Consider the following 15,798-nt stretch of genomic DNA (forward strand, 5'->3'; position numbering starts at 1 on the left):
AATAAAACCATCAGGCGCGTTGTCCAGTGCCTCACGCTAGAGAAAGGCTTCCATGGCTAAGAAAAAACTCCCCATCTCCGGTTACGATTATGTAATGCCTAAACCGGACGCCGAAACCATCCGCAAGTCCATCGTTTACAAGCTGATTTTCATCTTGGGCGTAGATCCGAAGGAGGCAACTTCACACCAATGGCTCAACGCCGCCATGCTTGCCGCGCGTGACCTGATTGCGGAAGATTTCCTCAAAACACGCCGCGCCCACATCGATAACAGCAAACGCATGGTTTATTACCTGTCTATGGAATTCCTGCTTGGACGTTCGTTTGTCAACGCGCTGATTAACGAAGGCGTTTACGCCGAATTTGAAGAAGCCTTCAAGCAACTGGGCAAAGAATTTGCCGATGTTTGCGAACAAGAAGAAGATCCGGGTTTGGGTAATGGCGGTTTGGGCCGTCTGGCCGCCTGCTTCCTCGACTCTTTGGCAACCCTGCGCATTCCGGCCATGGGCTACGGCATCCGTTACCAATACGGTATGTTCAAACAAGAAATCGTGGATGGCCAACAAGTTGAAAAACCCGATTTGTGGCTCGACCAAGATTTGGCATGGCAATTTGCCCGTCCGAACAAACAATATTCCGTCCGTTTCGGCGGTCAAGTGTTGAACTTGGGCAACAAAAAAGAATGGCAGCCGAGCGAAGAAATCTCCGCTTGGGCATACGATGAAATTATTCCGGGCTATGGCGGCGAATGTGCCAACCCATTGCGCTTGTGGACTGCACACGCAGGCAACCTGTTCGACCTTGCCGACTTCAACCGAGGCGATTATGCCTCTGCCGTTCGCGCACAAAACAGCGACGAAAACATCTCACGCGTTCTGTATCCGAACGACTCTACCGATTCCGGCCGCGAATTGCGCCTGAAGCAAGAATACTTCTTGGTTTCCGCTTCTGTTCAAGACATTGTTGCCCGCCACAAATGCCGTTTCCCAAGCATCCGCACTTTGGCAGACGAAGTCGCCATCCACTTGAACGACACCCATCCGGTGCTCGCTATTCCTGAATTGATGCGCATCCTGATTGATGAAGAGGGCATCGCATGGACTGAAGCATGGAATATGTGTTGTAAGATTTTCTCTTACACCAACCACACATTGATGAGCGAAGCCTTGGAAACTTGGCAGGTTGACCTGATGGGCCGTCTGCTGCCGCGCCACTTGGACATCATCTTTGAAATCAACGCCTACTTCCTCAATGCCTTACGTGCCATCGGCAACTTCGACGACGACTTTGTCCGCCGCGTATCCATCATTGATGAAACCCACGGCCGTCGCGTCCGCATGGCATGGCTTGCCGTGATCGGTTCGCACAAAGTCAACGGCGTGGCAAAAATCCACTCCGATTTGATGACCACATCCATCTTTGCCGACTTTGCCAAAATATTCCCAGAACGCTTTACCAACGTAACCAACGGCGTAACCCCGCGCCGCTGGATCAACATCGCTAACCCGGGCTTGACCAAATTCTTGGACAAACATCTGGGCGACGAAGACTGGCGTCTGCATTTGGACAACCTGACCAAGCTCAACGACAAAGTAGACGATGCTTCCGTACAGGCAGAATTCGGTGAAGTGAAAAAAGCCGCCAAAGATCGCCTTGCCAAATACATCGAAACTGAGCTGGGTATCAAAGTTAACACCGATGCACTTTTCGACATCCAAATCAAACGTATCCACGAGTACAAACGTCAAGCATTGAACGTGATGCACATTGTCGACCGTTATAACAAAATCTTGGAAAACTCGGATTTCGATTGGCAGCCGCGTGTGTTCATCTTTGCCGGTAAAGCCGCTTCCGCCTATTACATGGCGAAGAAAATCATCCGACTGATTAACGACGTTGCCAAAGTCATCAACAACGACACCCGTATCCGCGACCTGATTAAAGTCGTTTACATCCCGAATTACAGCGTCAGCCTTGCCCAAATCATCATCCCAGCCGCCGATTTGCACGAACAGATTTCACTGGCAGGTACAGAAGCATCCGGTACCAGCAACATGAAATTCGCCCTCAACGGCGCAATCTGTATGGGTACACTGGACGGAGCGAACGTTGAGATTTTGGAAAAAGTCGGCGCGGACAACTGCTATATCTTCGGTAACACCGTCGAGCAAGTCGAAGAAATCCGCCGCAACGGTTATGACCCATTGAGCTATATCGAGCGAGACAGCGACCTGCGCCGCGTCGTCAACCAAATCAGCCAAGGCACTTTCTCTCCGGAAGAGCCAAACCGCTACAACGACGTGTTGCAACCATACGGCGACTTCTATCAACTGATGGCCGATTTCCGCAGCTACATCGACACGCAATACAAAGCGGACGAGCACTACCGCAACGTATCCGCATGGCGCAAATCAGCCTTGATCAACATCGCCAACATGGGCTTCTTCTCATCCGACCGCTCCATCGCCGACTACTGCCGCGATATTTGGTACATCAAACCATTGAGCGAAAAAGAATTGCCCAGCAGAAATTAAGCGTTGAGCAGATAGCGAAAGCCGATACATCGGAAAGGTGTATCGGCTTTTTTCAGACGGCATGAAATAGAAACGAGTAAAACAGTATGGTTGTATCGCTGTTTTAGCGTATTTCGAAATGACTCAATTTTAAAATCGATATTTAAAATTTAGTAACCATTCATTCTGACGGTAGCGGTAATGTGCTGTATTGCTATGGGAGATTGAGCGTCTGAAACGAAATTCAGGATACACGCCTTTAAGGTTCCACTGCGGAAAGCCCACAGCGGCTATCATTATGTATTGATTGTCGCGCCGCCGTTTGTTGTCGCTGACAAAACTTGCCGCATCATAAAGACTGCGGCGGTGAAGCAGGATGGCGTTGAGGTAAGTACCGCTTGAAAAAAAACTATACGCTCCCAGCCGTGTTGTATATTCCTTGCTGGAAGAAGATTTTTCGGGATAGGCTTTGCGTGTTGCATCAAAGTTGGCGAACAGGCCGCTTTTCGATGTGAGAGAAAATTCTGTCCCCGCGCCCAGTTCGTATTGTTTGTAGTCGGCAAAATAATCTTTGCTTTGTCCGCTGTATCCGGTCTTTTTCGCTCCGGCACGGGCATTGACACGCCAGCGCGGGGAGAGTGTGCGCGACCAGTCGGCATCCACACCCCATGCGCGGTAGTGGGTGTGGCGGTTGCGGAAGTCGTATTCGAAATAGGGCAGCAGGGAAAAGGAGGAGCGTGTGTCGGCATAGGTATATCCCGCGTACAGCGAACTGTTGTGATAGCTGTAATCCGGCATGGCTGTCGAATCTTTGTCTTTTTCCGTGTAGCGGTTGCCGTACAGTACACCGCGCACCAGTACACCGTGATGCCCTTTGAGCGGGATGGTTTTTTCGGCGGTCGCGCTATAGGATGAGAAGGTCGAATCCGTTGGCGCGGGCAGGGTGCGCTCCATCAGGCACATGCCTGAGATTTCCCACACGCATTGGTTGATGCCGTTGCCTTGGTTTACATTGCTATTGTAGCCGTAGCCGAGGCTGATTTGGCCGTGCCAGCGGCGGCGTTTGCCCAGTTCGGACAGATAGTTTTCCACGATGGGGCGGGTTTCAGCAGGAATATCCGTTTTCAGAACTTTCTCAAACGCGGCGGCGGACTCTTTGTTTTGGTTGTCTTCGGCATAAAACCGCCCCGCTTCGAGCAGCAGGCGGGGGTTGTCGGGTTCGGCTTCCAAGGCCGTCTGAAAACTGTTCCCCGCCGCGTGGAAATCCCCTTCGTCCCGTTTTTGCAGCGCATCAGCCAAATGAATCAGCGCGGGTTTATGCTGGGGCAGTTTGGCGTAGCGGGCAGCGAACTGGCGCACCTTGTGCCACTGCCGCGCGTTGAGGGCGTGGTAAATCGCGCTTTCCAACTCTTCCGCCGTGTCGCCGACTTGGTAGACTGTACCGTCTATCATGATGTAGTCGTCGTTTTCTCCCACTTCCCCGTGTGCCTGCTCCGTGTCCAGCCAGCCGCTTTCGCGGTATTGCTGCGTTTGGCGGCTGCCCTCGTCCAGCAGGCGGCGGCGTTCGTCCGCGGCATCGTCGGACGGGGCGGCAAGGCAGACCGTACAGAGCGGTAGAAAAAGCAGGCAGAAGTGGTGTTTCATGGGATAGGGTCCTTTGGGCGGGGAGGCCGTCTGAAAGAAGTCAGATTCGATAAAACCAAAGCGGGATGCAGACTATGGTCAAGCTGCATCCCGTTGTATTCTTGACAATTTGGGCTTATTGTTTGCGACCGCCGAAGGCTACATCTTTATCTGCTCCCGCGCGATCCACGATACCGGCCAAGGCTTCCGCACTGTTGCCGTAGAAACGGCCGGTAATATGTTCGTTCACCTTGCCGTTGTCAAATGTGCCGTTGCTCCGAATATTGGTACCGGCGAAGTTTACACTGTCACCTGGACGGGAGATACTGCCTGTCAGTGAACCTGACCCTGTCCCGTAATTAGCGGTAAGTGTACCGGTGTAGAAATCGTTGCGGCCGGGAGTGTGTTTGTTCACGCCCAATACATTGTATTTAGCATTAACGAGCTTCGGCATATTTCGGGTCGGATTGTCGCCTACATACCAAACGGTGCGTTTGCCGTCCGCCATATTCAAATCCGTACTGTTTTGCGGCGGATTGCCTTTGCGCGGTGCCCATTCGCCGAAGAACACGTTGCCGTCGCTGCCGTTCATACCCGGCACCTTGGCGATGACTAGGCCGCCGAACTTGGGTGCGGCGGGAATGGCCGGGTTGGCCATCTGGCGCACGCTGTATACTTCGGTGTTGTTGTGGCGGTTTTCATACCACACCTGTCCCAACGGCGGATTATAGAACCAGCCGATTACCGGTTTCACATCCTTTAAGGTCAGATAATGCGGATTGCGCGTGCCGTCCACATTGGCATAGGGGTCGTTGCCGTTAATCGGAACTTTCTGTGTGCCCTGTTTATATTTGATACCGATATGTTTAACCGGGCCGTCTTCCAGATTGATGGAGTTTGACCAACTATGGCCGTTGTCGGTACTGAATGCTAAGCCTGCCTTGCCAGCACCGAAGGGCTGCCAACTGGAGGTACCTGGTTTGACCGTTATCCAATAGCCATCCTTTCTTTTTTGACTTGAACCACCTTCCGGAGCGGCGACGGCTGCGCCAAAAACACCGCACAGCGTCGCGGCCAACAGGGTTTGTTTGAAGATAGACATGATAAGTCTCCTTTTAAACATTAAGTGAATAACAACAAACATCCGCTTTATTGCCGCCGGCTGGCGGAAAAAACGGCAAAAAGCCTTCCCCTGCGGGGCGGTTTGGTTTGTGTATCCCTATGTCCGGCGCGTTTGCCGCACCTGTCGTTATCCGTCCGGCTAAAATTTCGCCGTCAGCCCGAAGGTAACCGTCCTGCCCGGCCCGGGGGCGGGCACGTTGGACATCGGGTCAAGGTAGTAGCGGTTGGTCAGATTGGTAATGCCTAAGTTGACGTTGAGGTTTTTGTGCACCTGATAGCGGCCGTACACGTCCCATGTCAGCGAGGGGTTCCAATGGTAGGGCTTGCCGGTGCTGTTGAAGATATGCCCCAAACCCCGCTTCAACAGTTGGTCGTATTGCTTGGTATTGACGCGGCTGTGGTAGATGCCGCGCAGGCCGAATTCGAGTTTCTCGCCCAAGGCGCGCATGCCCGCATCAAGGTTGACCGAATACTTCGGCTGCAGTGCCTGGTAGCCGCGCGTGCTGCCGTAGCCCCCTTCGATGCAGACCGGTATGCCTTTGTAGCCGTAGGGGTCGAAATCGAAGGCCGTGTCGCGGTCGCACATCTGCTGTTTCAGGCGGTAGGTCGCGCCCAGCGCGGCGAAGAAGCGGCCGCTGTCGATGCGGCCCTGCCATTCCAGCCCGGCGGTATCCTTGCTGTCGTATTGCACGGTGCGGAAATGGTCGGTGGTCTCGATTACGTTCCGGATGCGGTTGCGGTAGTAGGTCAGGCGCATATCGCCTTGGCGCAGCCGGGCAAAGTGCGGTGCGAAGTTAAAGTTGTAGCCGATTTCCAGGCTGCGGCTGCGTTCCGGCTTGAAGCGGAAATTCGGCGCTTTGGGCGATCCGACATAGTCCAGGTCGTTGTAAAAGCTGCCGACTTCGTACACGCTGGGGAAGCGGGTCATCTGCGCGTAGCGCACGAATAAGCGGTTGTTGTCGGTCAGGTCGTAGCTGACGGCGACGGTCGGCGCCCAGGCATGGGCGCGTATCGGTTTGGGCTGCGCCCAGTATTGCTCTTCAGTGTAGTGTTTATTGATAATCTTATGTTCTGATCCGGTATCACCGCCGGTTTCCGGATAACCGACACCCATATTGGATAGTTTTCCTGCTTTGTAATGATCAAGACAGGTTATTACGCTATTTCTTATACAGTTCTCAGAATTCCCCAACCCTGCCCAATATCGGTAATGTGACTGATTCAATCCCTGTGGATTGGCAACCTTTTCCTGATAATTTTTCACAAAATCATGGAAATGTTCGGGCAGCGAACCGCTGTCCAGCTTGCCGTTCACAAACGGCACATATACGGGGCGCACCCGGTACAACGGATGATTTTGAGAATTATTACCATAATAACCTGTACCGTCACCATAAGCAAGCCCGTCACTGCCGATATATTGATACTGGTCGTATACCTTATATTCCGAACTATTATACTCTTTCGGCAGTTTATAGCGTGCGCCGTGCGCCTGCATAGCCCGGTTGGCGGCGGCGATGGCGGCATCATCGCCTGACTGGTGGGCACGTCGGCTCTGTTCGGATACCGCGTCCCAATCGCGCCGCTCCCGATCGCCAACCAGCTCGAAATATGGGATGTACACACCGTCCGAATAAGTGCCGCTGTCGCCACCTCCGGCCTGATAGCGTGGGTCGCGGCGGGCGCGGCCTTCGGCCAGGGCGGTATCGAAGCCCCTGAAGTTGTGGTAGCGGATGCCGGCGGAGATTTTCAAACGGTCGGTGGCCTGCCAGTCGAATACCAAGTTTGTTCCCCATTCGCGCCGTTTGCCACCGCGCGGGCCGGCGATTTTCGTCATGCCGGTGGCCATGCCGGCAAGATTGAACAAATCCTGAGAGTTAACCACATCCACTTCTTCCTCAAGCTTCTCGTTCTGATAGTCGGCGGACAGGGTCATGTTCAGGCGCGGGTGTAGGCGGAAGCGGTTGTTGAGGTCGAAGCCCGTACGGCTGACGCGGGTTTTCTGTTCTGCTCCGGAAAGCACACGGTATTGTCCGTTTTCGTTGGGCAGGATTTTCATCACTTCTTCTTTGCTCAAACCGTTGATGCCGTAATCGTTCAGCAGGCTGCCGCAGCTGCTGTAGTTGTCAGCATAATCTGGCGGAAGTTGTCCGCGTTTGGTACACCAGTACCAGGCATCGTAATAGGGGTCGGGGCGGGCGGCAGACAAATCCATGCCGCCGCTCTGGTGGCGGGTGGAGTTGGTTTTGATGCGCCACAAGTTGGCCTGCAGGTCTATCCAGCGGCTGTTTTCGGGCTTCCAGTCCCAGCCGAGTTTGTAGGTGTCGGTGCGGATATTGGAATCGATACTTTGCATCTGCGGCGACAATGATCTGGGGCGGCTGCTGGGGTTGTGCTCTTCCATATTCATCACATAGGTGGCGTGGAAGGGGTTGATTTCGCCGAAGCGCACGTCGGTGCGCATATACTGCCAGCCAAGTTTATGGTTGCTAGGCAGATGCCAGTTGTTTTTCAGCAGCAGGGTTTTGGTCCTGATGTTGCTGTTGAACACTTCCACACCGGGGTGGTAGACCTTGGCCATATTGGGCACGAAGGTGGCGGAGTTTTTGCAGTCGAATTCGCTGCCGCCTTCATCGCCGCATTTTTGCAGGTCGTATACCGGATTGTGCAGGTAGCCTTCCGCATCCTTGCGTCCGGCAAAGTAGTTGCCCTTGTCGCGGTAGCTGTAGGCGGCCAGGCCGTCTGAAAGTTCGGTTTTGAAGGCGGCGGCGGCCATATAGCTGCGGTCATTGCCGAAACGCCAATTGTCGCGGCCGCTTTTATGTTTGGGCGGGGTCAGGCCGTCAGCCACCAAGGCCTGCGGGCTTTGTTTGCCGGTATGCGGGTCGACGCCGCCGCCCGCGCCGTCGGCCGTCGCGCCGAAAGGCAGGGTTCGGTAGTCTTCCCAGCCCAGCCATTGGTTGAGGTTGTTGGCCTGTTTGTTGCTGTTGTTGGAGAACTCCGTTTTCAGTTGGAAGCCGAATTTTTTCCCTTCGGGGATGATGTCGGCGGGTTCGATGGTGCGGATGGTTACCGCGCCGCCGACGCCCGATTTCACGCCGCGCGTGAGGGCGGGGCTTTTTTCCACCGCGATGCTGCGGAATAGGGCGGGGTCGAGGTAGTTGCGGTCGCCCACTCCGTAGTTGTTCATCCATACGTCTATGGTTTGCTCTGTACCATCCACAGTAACGGGGATGCGGCCCTTGCCGGTGATGCCGCGTATGTTGGGCGTAATCGCGCCGCCGGCGGTGCGGGTGTTCATGTTGTACACGCCGTTTAAGCCTTTGAGTACGTCGCCGGCGGATTGGACGCGGTAGCGTTCGAGGTATTCTTTGCCAACATAGGCGTTGGAGACGTTTTTGTAATACACGTCGTCCGCGCCTTTTTGGTCGTTGGTACGTTTGCCACTGACAACAACGGTATCCAATTCTTGGTATTGTTTGGGTTGAGCTGAGGTTTCGATGGCATTAGCAACGGTTAATGTACTGAATGCGCTGGCAAGGCTGAGAATAATTATTTTGGGTTTGGGAGTAAAAGTAGACATAGTTTCTCTTTGTTAAGAACTTAATATAAGAGGTTAAAATACTCTTTTATATAAAAAATATAAAATTTTTAAATATTATTAATATTTATATCATAATTGATTATTCTTATCATTATTGAAATAATCTAATAAATAGTCGTTTTTATCATAATTTTATTTGGATAATATTCAGATAAATAGAAATATGAAAAGGCCGTCTGAAAATGTTCAGACGGCCTTTTGTTTCATTTACTTTGAGAATCAATCAAGCAAGATTATTTTTCAGCTTCTTCAAAACCGACGACTTCTAAGCCGAAGCCGGTGAGGCCGGTGAAGGATGATGGCTGGCCGAGGACGCGCAGTTTTTTGACGTTGAGGCCGGCGAGGATTTGTGCGCCTATGCCGTAACTTTTGCTGTCCCATTTGTAGGCTTGGTTTGCGCCTTTGGGCAGGGTGCGGTCGAGCAGGGTGGCGCCGTCTTCGGTGCGGTGCAGGAGGATGACTACGCCGCTTTCGGCTTGTTGGATGCGCTCAAGGGCTTTGGGCAGCGACCATGAATGGCGCGGATTGGCTTGGATGAAGTCCATGACGCTGAAGGGTTCGTGGACGCGGACGAGGGTTTCTTCGTCGGCGGTTGGTGTGCCTTTGACGAGGGCGAGGTGGGTTTCGCCGGAGAGTTTGTCGACGTAAACGTGTTGTTGGAACTCGCCCCACGGGGTTTGTACGGGTGCGTTGCCCATGTCTTCGAGCAGGCTTTCGGTACGGCTGCGGTATTCGATGAGGTCGGTAATGGTGCCGATTTTGAGATTGTGTTCTTCGGCGAATTTCATCAGTTCGGGCATACGCGCCATGGTGCCGTCGTCGTTGATGATTTCGCAGATGACGGCGGCCGGAATCAGGCCGTTCATTTGTGCCAGATCGACGCCGGCTTCGGTATGTCCTGCGCGGACGAGTACGCCGCCTTTTTGGGCGCGGAGTGGGAAGATGTGGCCGGGTTGGACGATGTCTTCTGGTTTGGCGGATGGGGAAACGGCGGTTTGAATGGTCAGGGCGCGGTCGGCGGCGGAAATGCCGGTGGTAATGCCGTGGGCGGCTTCGATGGAGACGGTAAAGTTGGTGCCGTATTGTGCGCCGTTTTTCTGGGTCATCATGGGCAGGCCGAGTTTTTCGACCATTTCGCCGTCCATCGGCAGGCAGACCAAGCCGCGTGCGTTTTTGATCATGAAGTTGATGGCTTCTGGGGTAACGAATTGGGCGGCCATCAGCAAGTCGCCTTCGTTTTCGCGGTCTTCGGCATCGGTGATGATGACCATTTTGCCGGCTTTGATGTCTGCTAGGATTTCGGGGATGGTGGAGATGTGGGACATGGTATTTCTTTCTTGGCTGATGGTGGGGGCGTGGCGGTCTTGGTGGTCTTGATCCAGCCACATGTCAGGCATATTGGCTGCCTGCTCGATTTTTCGGGCTTTTTTCTCGCCGAAAGATTTGTTTTTCAGCAGGGCGGACAGCTCGCCTTGGTTGATGGCGATGGCTTGTGCAAACTTGGTCTGCTGGCCGTTGTAGTGTTGTGTTATCCATTGCCGCAGATTGTGGCGGCGCAGGTCGGTGGTATTCATGATGAGATGAAATTGAATTGTGTGTAATGGATTGTAGTCTTGTCTTTACCAAAAGGCAAACTTTGTTTGTTGAGATTTTTTATTACTTTTTGGTAATGAAATTTATTGTTTCAGACGGCCTGGGTATGGCTTGAAATTGACGGTTTTGGGAGAATATGGGGAATGTTTTGATGATTATTTTAACGGGGGATGTTTGAAATGAAAATGCTTGGGCGCGGATTGGTCGTGCTGGTGTTGTGTGTGCTGACGGCTGCAGGCGGCTGGTTTTATGCCCTGCATGGTCAGAACGAAGAACATCAGGTTTTGTCCCGCGAAGGGGTTTTGATGCAGATTAAGCAGATGAACCGCTTGGAAAGTACGGCATTTTATATCGATACGATTATCCGTACGGAGAAAAAAGGGGATTGGCGCAGGCTTTGGCAGGATTCTCAAAGCGGTATTTTTATTGTGCGCGGTAAGGTGTTGGCCGGTTTGGATTTGGACAAGTTGAACTCGGACAATGTCAATATTGTGGATGACAAGGTATTGATCAGCCTGCCGGCGGTGGAAATCTTGAGCGTGGATTTGGAAAATATCGAAGTGTACGATATTCAGACCGGCTCGTTTAATTTGCTGCCTATGGATAAGTCTGTATTTAAGACGGTGCAGGAAGAGGCGAAACGGCAGGTATTGCAAAGCGCGTGCAAGGCTGAGATTTTGGAACATGCCAACCGTCAGGCGCAAACGCAATTGGAAAACTTATTTGCATTGACGCAGACGAAGGTATCTGTCTATCCGGCTGCAGTAGGGAAGTGCGGTTAAATAGATTGCTTGAAAAGATAAGGCCGTCTGAAAAATTTTCAGACGGCCTTTGTTTCATTAAACCATTATCCGCGTCGTAAAACGGCGGTATTGATGTATTTTTGAATGCCTGTTGCAATGGCTTGGGCGCATTGTTGGCGGAAGGATTCGCTGCCGAGCAGCCGCTCTTCGGTAGGGTTGGAGAGGAAGGCAGTTTCCACCAAAATGGACGGAACATCAGGCGCGCGGAGGACAGCAAAGTTAGCCTCGTCAACGCGGCCTTTGTGCAGTTGGTTGAGTTTGCCCAATTCGGTCAAGACGGAATGGCCGAGCTTGCGGCTGTCGCGCAGGGTCGCGGTTTGGGTCATGTCCAAAATGGCGTTGTCGACATTGGAGTTGCCACTGGTTTGTACGCCGCCGATGGCGTCGGCGTTGTTTTGGGTTTGGGCAAGGAATTTTGCCGCCGAGCTGGTCGCGCCTTTGGTATTGAGCATATATACGCCGGTACCGCGTGCAGACGGGCTGGTAAAGGCATCGGCGTGGATGGATACGAATACGTCGGCATTGCGCGCACGGCCTTTGGCAACGCGTACGCCCAATGGGATAAAGATGTCTTCGTTGCGCGTCATAAATACGTTGTAACCCAAGGCTTCGAGGCGTTTTTTGGTTTCGCGTGCGATGGAGAGTACGACATTTTTTTCTTTGAGGCCGCTCGGGCCGATTGCGCCGGGGTCCTCGCCGCCATGACCGGGGTCGATCATAATCACAGGACGGCGGTTGCCGCCGCTGCCGCGATTGTTTTTAGGGGCAGGGGTGTCGTATGCGATATTGGTATTTTGACGTTGTTTGGGGACATTGCCGTTGAGTAAGGCCATCATCGGGTCGTTGGCATCTGCGCCGTGCGGATAGAGGTCGATAACCAAGCGGTTTCTGAAGTTACCGACGGGTGCGAGCGCAAAGACTTGCGGATGGGTGCTTTGTTTGAGGTCGATGACGATACGCACGGTATTGGGCGTATTTTGACCGGCACGAATGCTGCGGATAAAAGGGTCGTTAGACAGCACTTTGCTGGAAATGCCTTGCAGGACGCTGTTGATTTCCGCACCTTGAATATCCACGACCAACCGGTTGGGGTTATCCAACATAAAATGTTGGTATTTCATCGAGTGGTTGCTCTCAAGGGTAACGCGTGTGTAGGCGTTCGCCGGCCAAATGCGGACGGCAAGGAATTGCGCAGGAGAGGCCGGTTTGGCCAATGCGGCACCAACGGGCGTGAGGGTGAGAAATAGTCCTGTGCCTTGACGGAGAATGTGTCTTCTAGTTAATTTGACCATGATTCTAAACTTTTTCGGCCTTGGTTTGTGTGGGCGGAAAAGGTGCAGGTTCTGCCCTTATCGGTGTACGTCAATGTAATAGTAATGTCTGCCGGAGGCGTGAATTCCCCACCTTGTTGCGGCCATTCGATGAGGCAGATGCTGTCGGGCGCAAACAATTCGTCCAAACCGGCATCTTCCCATTCCTCGGGCATGGTAAAGCGGTAGAGGTCGAAATGGTGGAGGGTGAATGTATCCAGCGGATAAGATTCGACAATGGTGTAAGTCGGGCTTTTGACTGCTCCCGTATGCCCCAGTCCGCGCAAAATCCCGCGTGTCAGCGTGGTTTTGCCTGCACCCAGCCCGCCTTCAAGATAGATGGTCAGCGGAGCGGAAAGCTGTTTGCCCCATTCTTCACCCAGTTTCAGGGTTGCTTCTTCATCGGGCAGAAAACGGGTGTACAGTCCGTTTGAGTGCATGGAATAGGCCTTGTCGTTCAAAAGGCTTAATTATGATGGAATTGGCGGCGTTTGCAAACCTGATAGACGATAAAGTTAGATAAAGATAGTGTTGAGGCCGTCTGAAAACGGAATTCAGACGGCCTTTAATGTTAAAATCAAAATATCCCCCATAAAATTGCGAGACAGCTTATGCCTTTATCCATAGACGAACAATTATTGCCACACCGCAATGCCATCGACAGCATCGATGCGGAAATCCTCCGTTTGCTCAACGAGCGCGCCGGTCATGCGCATGCTATCGGCGAATTGAAAGGGACAGGCGCGGTGTACCGTCCTGAACGGGAAGTGGCCGTTTTACGCCGGATTCAGGATTTGAACCGCGGCCCTTTGCCGGATGAATCGGTTACCCGGCTGTTTCGCGAGATTATGAGCGAATGTTTGGCGGTAGAGCGTCCGCTGACGATTGCCTATTTGGGCCCGAAGGGAACATTTACCCAGCAAGCCGCCATCAAACATTTCGGCCATGCCGCACACACCATGGCGTGTACCACCATTGACAACTGCTTTAAACAGGTTGAAACGCGTCAAGCCGATTATTTGGTGGCACCGGTAGAAAACTCGACCGAAGGCTCAGTGGGCCGTACTTTAGACTTGTTGGCCGTAACCGCTTTGAAAGCCTGCGGCGAAGTGGTTGTCCGCATTCATCACAATCTGCTGCGTAAAGACAGCCACGAAATCGGCGGCATTACCAAAGTTTTCGCCCATGCCCAAGCCTTGGCGCAATGCAACGACTGGCTCGGCCGCAACCTGCCCAATGCGGAACGTATCGCCGTAGCCAGCAATGCAGAAGCAGCGCGGTTGGTTGCCGAGTCTGACAGCCCGAATGTGGCCGCCATTGCCGGACGTATCGCCGCGGAAATTTATCAGTTGAGCTTTGCCGCCGAGTGTATCGAAGACGAACCGAACAACACCACGCGCTTCTTGGTGATGGGCCATCAAGAAACCGGCCGCAGCGGCAACGATAAAACCTCTTTGGTCGTCTCCGCGCCGAACCGTGCCGGTGCCGTTACTTCTTTATTGCAACCTTTCACCGAGTTGGGCATTTCCATGACCAAATTTGAAAGCCGTCCAAGCAAATCGGTTTTGTGGGAATACCTGTTCTTCATCGATATCGAAGGCCACCAAAGCGATGAAAATGTCCAAAAAGCCTTGCAGCTTTTGGGCGAACGCGCTTCCTTCGTGAAAGTTGTCGGTTCTTATCCAACCGTTGTTTTGTAAGGATTATTGGGTATCAAAGGCCGTCTGAAAAGTTTTCAGACGGCCTAAATTATGTTCTCAATAGTTGCCATTTATGCAACATTATTGGCAGATTGATGTCAGTAAGTTTGCATGATTGGAAATGAACACTCTATAATCCGAACGTTTTTAATATTTTCATGCAAAGAAAGGAGCAAGCCATGACACGCAATACTTCAATCCGCTCAATCACATTCTTTGCAGCCCAAGCGTCGGTCTGACTTTCGGATAACGCTTTTCGCATTCCATGTCGCCCGCTTCGGGCTGCTTTCCCTACGATTATCGGCTAGAAACCAGGTCGTCTGAACATTTCGCAGACGGTGGATACTTATTGTCATCTGTTGACGGTTTCTATCCGTTTTAAAGAAAGCATAAACACATGGGCAATTATCCCCATCATATTCAAATTATTGCCGATTCAAATACATGGATTGAAGGCAACGCTGTCGCACAGCTCGAAACCACCGCCCGATTACCGCATATGCTGCGCGTTGCCGGAATGCCGGATTTGCATGCAGGGCGCGGTTATCCGGTTGGTGCGGCATTTTTCAGCGACCGTCATTTTTATCCTGCCCTGATTGGGAACGACATCGGTTGCGGTATGGCGTTTTGGCAGACCAATTTACGCGCAGCCAAACTCAAACCGGCTAAACTCGCCAAACAACTGGGTAATATCGATACGCCGTTGAACAAAGACGAACAGGTTGATTTGTTAGGCGACGCTGTCGATATGCGCCAATTTTCAGACGGCCTTGCCGTAGGTACGATTGGCGGCGGCAACCATTTTGCCGAGTTGCAAACCGTTGATACCGTTTATCGCATCGATTTGCTTCCGCCTAATTTTGATGAAAACTATCTGCAACTGTTGGTGCATAGCGGTTCGCGCGGATTAGGCCAGCAGATTTTGCAACGCCATATTGCCGCCTTTGGGCATCAAGGTTTGGCAGAAGGGGGCGAAGCGGCAGCAGCCTACCTTGCCGAACACCAAACAGCCCTTGAATTTGCCAGCCTTAACCGCCGTTTGATTGCGGCCAGAATGCTTGACCGTTGGCGTGCAGAAGGAACATGCCTGCTCGATGTCCACCATAATTTTTTGGAGCAAACCGAGATTGACGGCATAACCGGTTGGCTGCACCGAAAAGGTGCAACGCCCACCGATAAAGGCTTGGTTATGATACCCGGCTCGCGCGGCGATTACAGCTATCTGGTCCGACCTGCCGAAGATTGCCAAATTTCGTTGAACACATTGGCTCACGGCGCAGGTCGGAAATGGCAGCGCGGCGAATGTAAAGGCAGGCTGTCGCACAAATATACTGCCGACAGCCTGCGCCAGACCGAATTTGGCAGCGTAGTCGTTTGTCAGGATAAGGCACTGATTTTTGAAGAAGCGCCGCAGGCTTATAAAAGCATCGACAGCGTTATTACTGCCATGAAAAACGCTGGTTTGATTGAATTGGTCGCGCGGTTTAAACCTGTTTTGACTTATAAAACCGGCGGCGAGTGTGGAGCGTAA

The 15,798-nt window shown here is 52.6% G+C and carries 10 protein-coding genes; 4 read left to right on the plus strand and 6 right to left on the minus strand.

The genetic code is table 11. From position 1 onward, the window contains the following. Nucleotides 1-52: 52 nt before the first annotated feature. Nucleotides 53-2,533, plus strand: coding sequence for a glycogen/starch/alpha-glucan phosphorylase (locus ACTHTU_RS04095; RefSeq protein WP_440361831.1), 2,481 nt, complete (start codon nucleotides 53-55; stop codon nucleotides 2,531-2,533). 129 nt (nucleotides 2,534-2,662) lie between these two features. On the opposite strand, the gene ACTHTU_RS04100 is transcribed toward ACTHTU_RS04095, so the two are convergent. The 4 genes from ACTHTU_RS04100 to ribBA all read right to left on the minus strand — a co-directional run bounded on the left by ACTHTU_RS04100 (nucleotide 2,663) and on the right by ribBA (nucleotide 10,435). Continuing rightward, nucleotides 2,663-4,156, minus strand: coding sequence for a surface lipoprotein assembly modifier (locus ACTHTU_RS04100; RefSeq protein WP_440361832.1), 1,494 nt, complete (start codon nucleotides 4,154-4,156; stop codon nucleotides 2,663-2,665). A 115-nt stretch (nucleotides 4,157-4,271) separates the two neighbouring features. Then, the gene (locus ACTHTU_RS04105) at nucleotides 4,272-5,237 is read right to left on the minus strand and encodes a Slam-dependent surface lipoprotein (RefSeq protein ID WP_063068230.1); all 966 of its coding nucleotides are present in this window, start codon (nucleotides 5,235-5,237) and stop codon (nucleotides 4,272-4,274) included. 159 nt (nucleotides 5,238-5,396) lie between these two features. Next, a complete protein-coding gene (locus ACTHTU_RS04110; protein WP_063068229.1) occupies nucleotides 5,397-8,840 on the minus strand; it encodes a TonB-dependent receptor domain-containing protein in 3,444 nt (1,147 codons plus the stop codon). 254 nt (nucleotides 8,841-9,094) lie between these two features. Continuing rightward, the gene (ribBA, locus tag ACTHTU_RS04115; RefSeq protein WP_377072267.1) at nucleotides 9,095-10,435 is read right to left on the minus strand and encodes a bifunctional 3,4-dihydroxy-2-butanone-4-phosphate synthase/GTP cyclohydrolase II; all 1,341 of its coding nucleotides are present in this window, start codon (nucleotides 10,433-10,435) and stop codon (nucleotides 9,095-9,097) included. A gap of 189 nt (nucleotides 10,436-10,624) precedes the next feature. On the opposite strand from ribBA, the gene ACTHTU_RS04120 reads away from it, so the two are divergent. Beyond that, nucleotides 10,625-11,236 (plus strand): DUF4230 domain-containing protein, encoded by a 612-nt coding sequence (locus ACTHTU_RS04120; RefSeq protein WP_440361833.1) that lies wholly within the window; start codon nucleotides 10,625-10,627, stop codon nucleotides 11,234-11,236. 65 nt (nucleotides 11,237-11,301) lie between these two features. Here ACTHTU_RS04120 and ACTHTU_RS04125 read toward each other — a convergent pair whose 3' ends face one another. Beyond that, complete coding sequence (locus tag ACTHTU_RS04125) at nucleotides 11,302-12,549, minus strand: N-acetylmuramoyl-L-alanine amidase (RefSeq protein ID WP_440361834.1); 1,248 nt, start codon at nucleotides 12,547-12,549, stop codon at nucleotides 11,302-11,304. Then, entirely contained in the window at nucleotides 12,537-13,007 is a 471-nt protein-coding gene (gene tsaE, locus ACTHTU_RS04130) for a tRNA (adenosine(37)-N6)-threonylcarbamoyltransferase complex ATPase subunit type 1 TsaE (RefSeq protein ID WP_070823947.1), read from the minus strand. The genes ACTHTU_RS04125 and tsaE overlap by 13 nt, the downstream gene beginning before the upstream one ends. A 171-nt stretch (nucleotides 13,008-13,178) precedes the next feature. On the opposite strand from tsaE, the gene pheA reads away from it, so the two are divergent. After that, nucleotides 13,179-14,267 carry a prephenate dehydratase gene (pheA, locus tag ACTHTU_RS04135; protein WP_049323519.1) on the plus strand — a complete coding sequence of 363 codons (1,089 nt, stop codon included), beginning with the start codon at nucleotides 13,179-13,181 and terminating at the stop codon, nucleotides 14,265-14,267. A 397-nt stretch (nucleotides 14,268-14,664) separates the two neighbouring features. Then, nucleotides 14,665-15,798 carry an RNA ligase RtcB family protein gene (locus ACTHTU_RS04140; RefSeq protein ID WP_440361835.1) on the plus strand — a complete coding sequence of 378 codons (1,134 nt, stop codon included), beginning with the start codon at nucleotides 14,665-14,667 and terminating at the stop codon, nucleotides 15,796-15,798.

It is taken from the genome of Neisseria sp. P0020.S005 (assembly GCF_051957055.1).
Classification (GTDB): domain Bacteria; phylum Pseudomonadota; class Gammaproteobacteria; order Burkholderiales; family Neisseriaceae; genus Neisseria; species Neisseria subflava_A.

Bases quoted from the DNA above. Each gene is read 5' to 3' on its own strand.
- ribBA (WP_377072267.1), bottom strand. From the start codon at position 10,435: ATGAATACCACCGACCTGCGCCGCCACAATCTGCGGCAATGGATAACA.
- ACTHTU_RS04120 (WP_440361833.1), top strand. From the start codon at position 10,625: ATGTTTGAAATGAAAATGCTTGGGCGCGGATTGGTCGTGCTGGTGTTG.
- ACTHTU_RS04100 (WP_440361832.1), bottom strand. From the start codon at position 4,156: ATGAAACACCACTTCTGCCTGCTTTTTCTACCGCTCTGTACGGTCTGC.
- ACTHTU_RS04105 (WP_063068230.1), bottom strand. From the start codon at position 5,237: ATGTCTATCTTCAAACAAACCCTGTTGGCCGCGACGCTGTGCGGTGTT.
- pheA (WP_049323519.1), top strand. From the start codon at position 13,179: ATGCCTTTATCCATAGACGAACAATTATTGCCACACCGCAATGCCATC.
- tsaE (WP_070823947.1), bottom strand. From the start codon at position 13,007: ATGCACTCAAACGGACTGTACACCCGTTTTCTGCCCGATGAAGAAGCA.
- ACTHTU_RS04125 (WP_440361834.1), bottom strand. From the start codon at position 12,549: ATGGTCAAATTAACTAGAAGACACATTCTCCGTCAAGGCACAGGACTA.
- ACTHTU_RS04110 (WP_063068229.1), bottom strand. From the start codon at position 8,840: ATGTCTACTTTTACTCCCAAACCCAAAATAATTATTCTCAGCCTTGCC.
- ACTHTU_RS04095 (WP_440361831.1), top strand. From the start codon at position 53: ATGGCTAAGAAAAAACTCCCCATCTCCGGTTACGATTATGTAATGCCT.
- ACTHTU_RS04140 (WP_440361835.1), top strand. From the start codon at position 14,665: ATGGGCAATTATCCCCATCATATTCAAATTATTGCCGATTCAAATACA.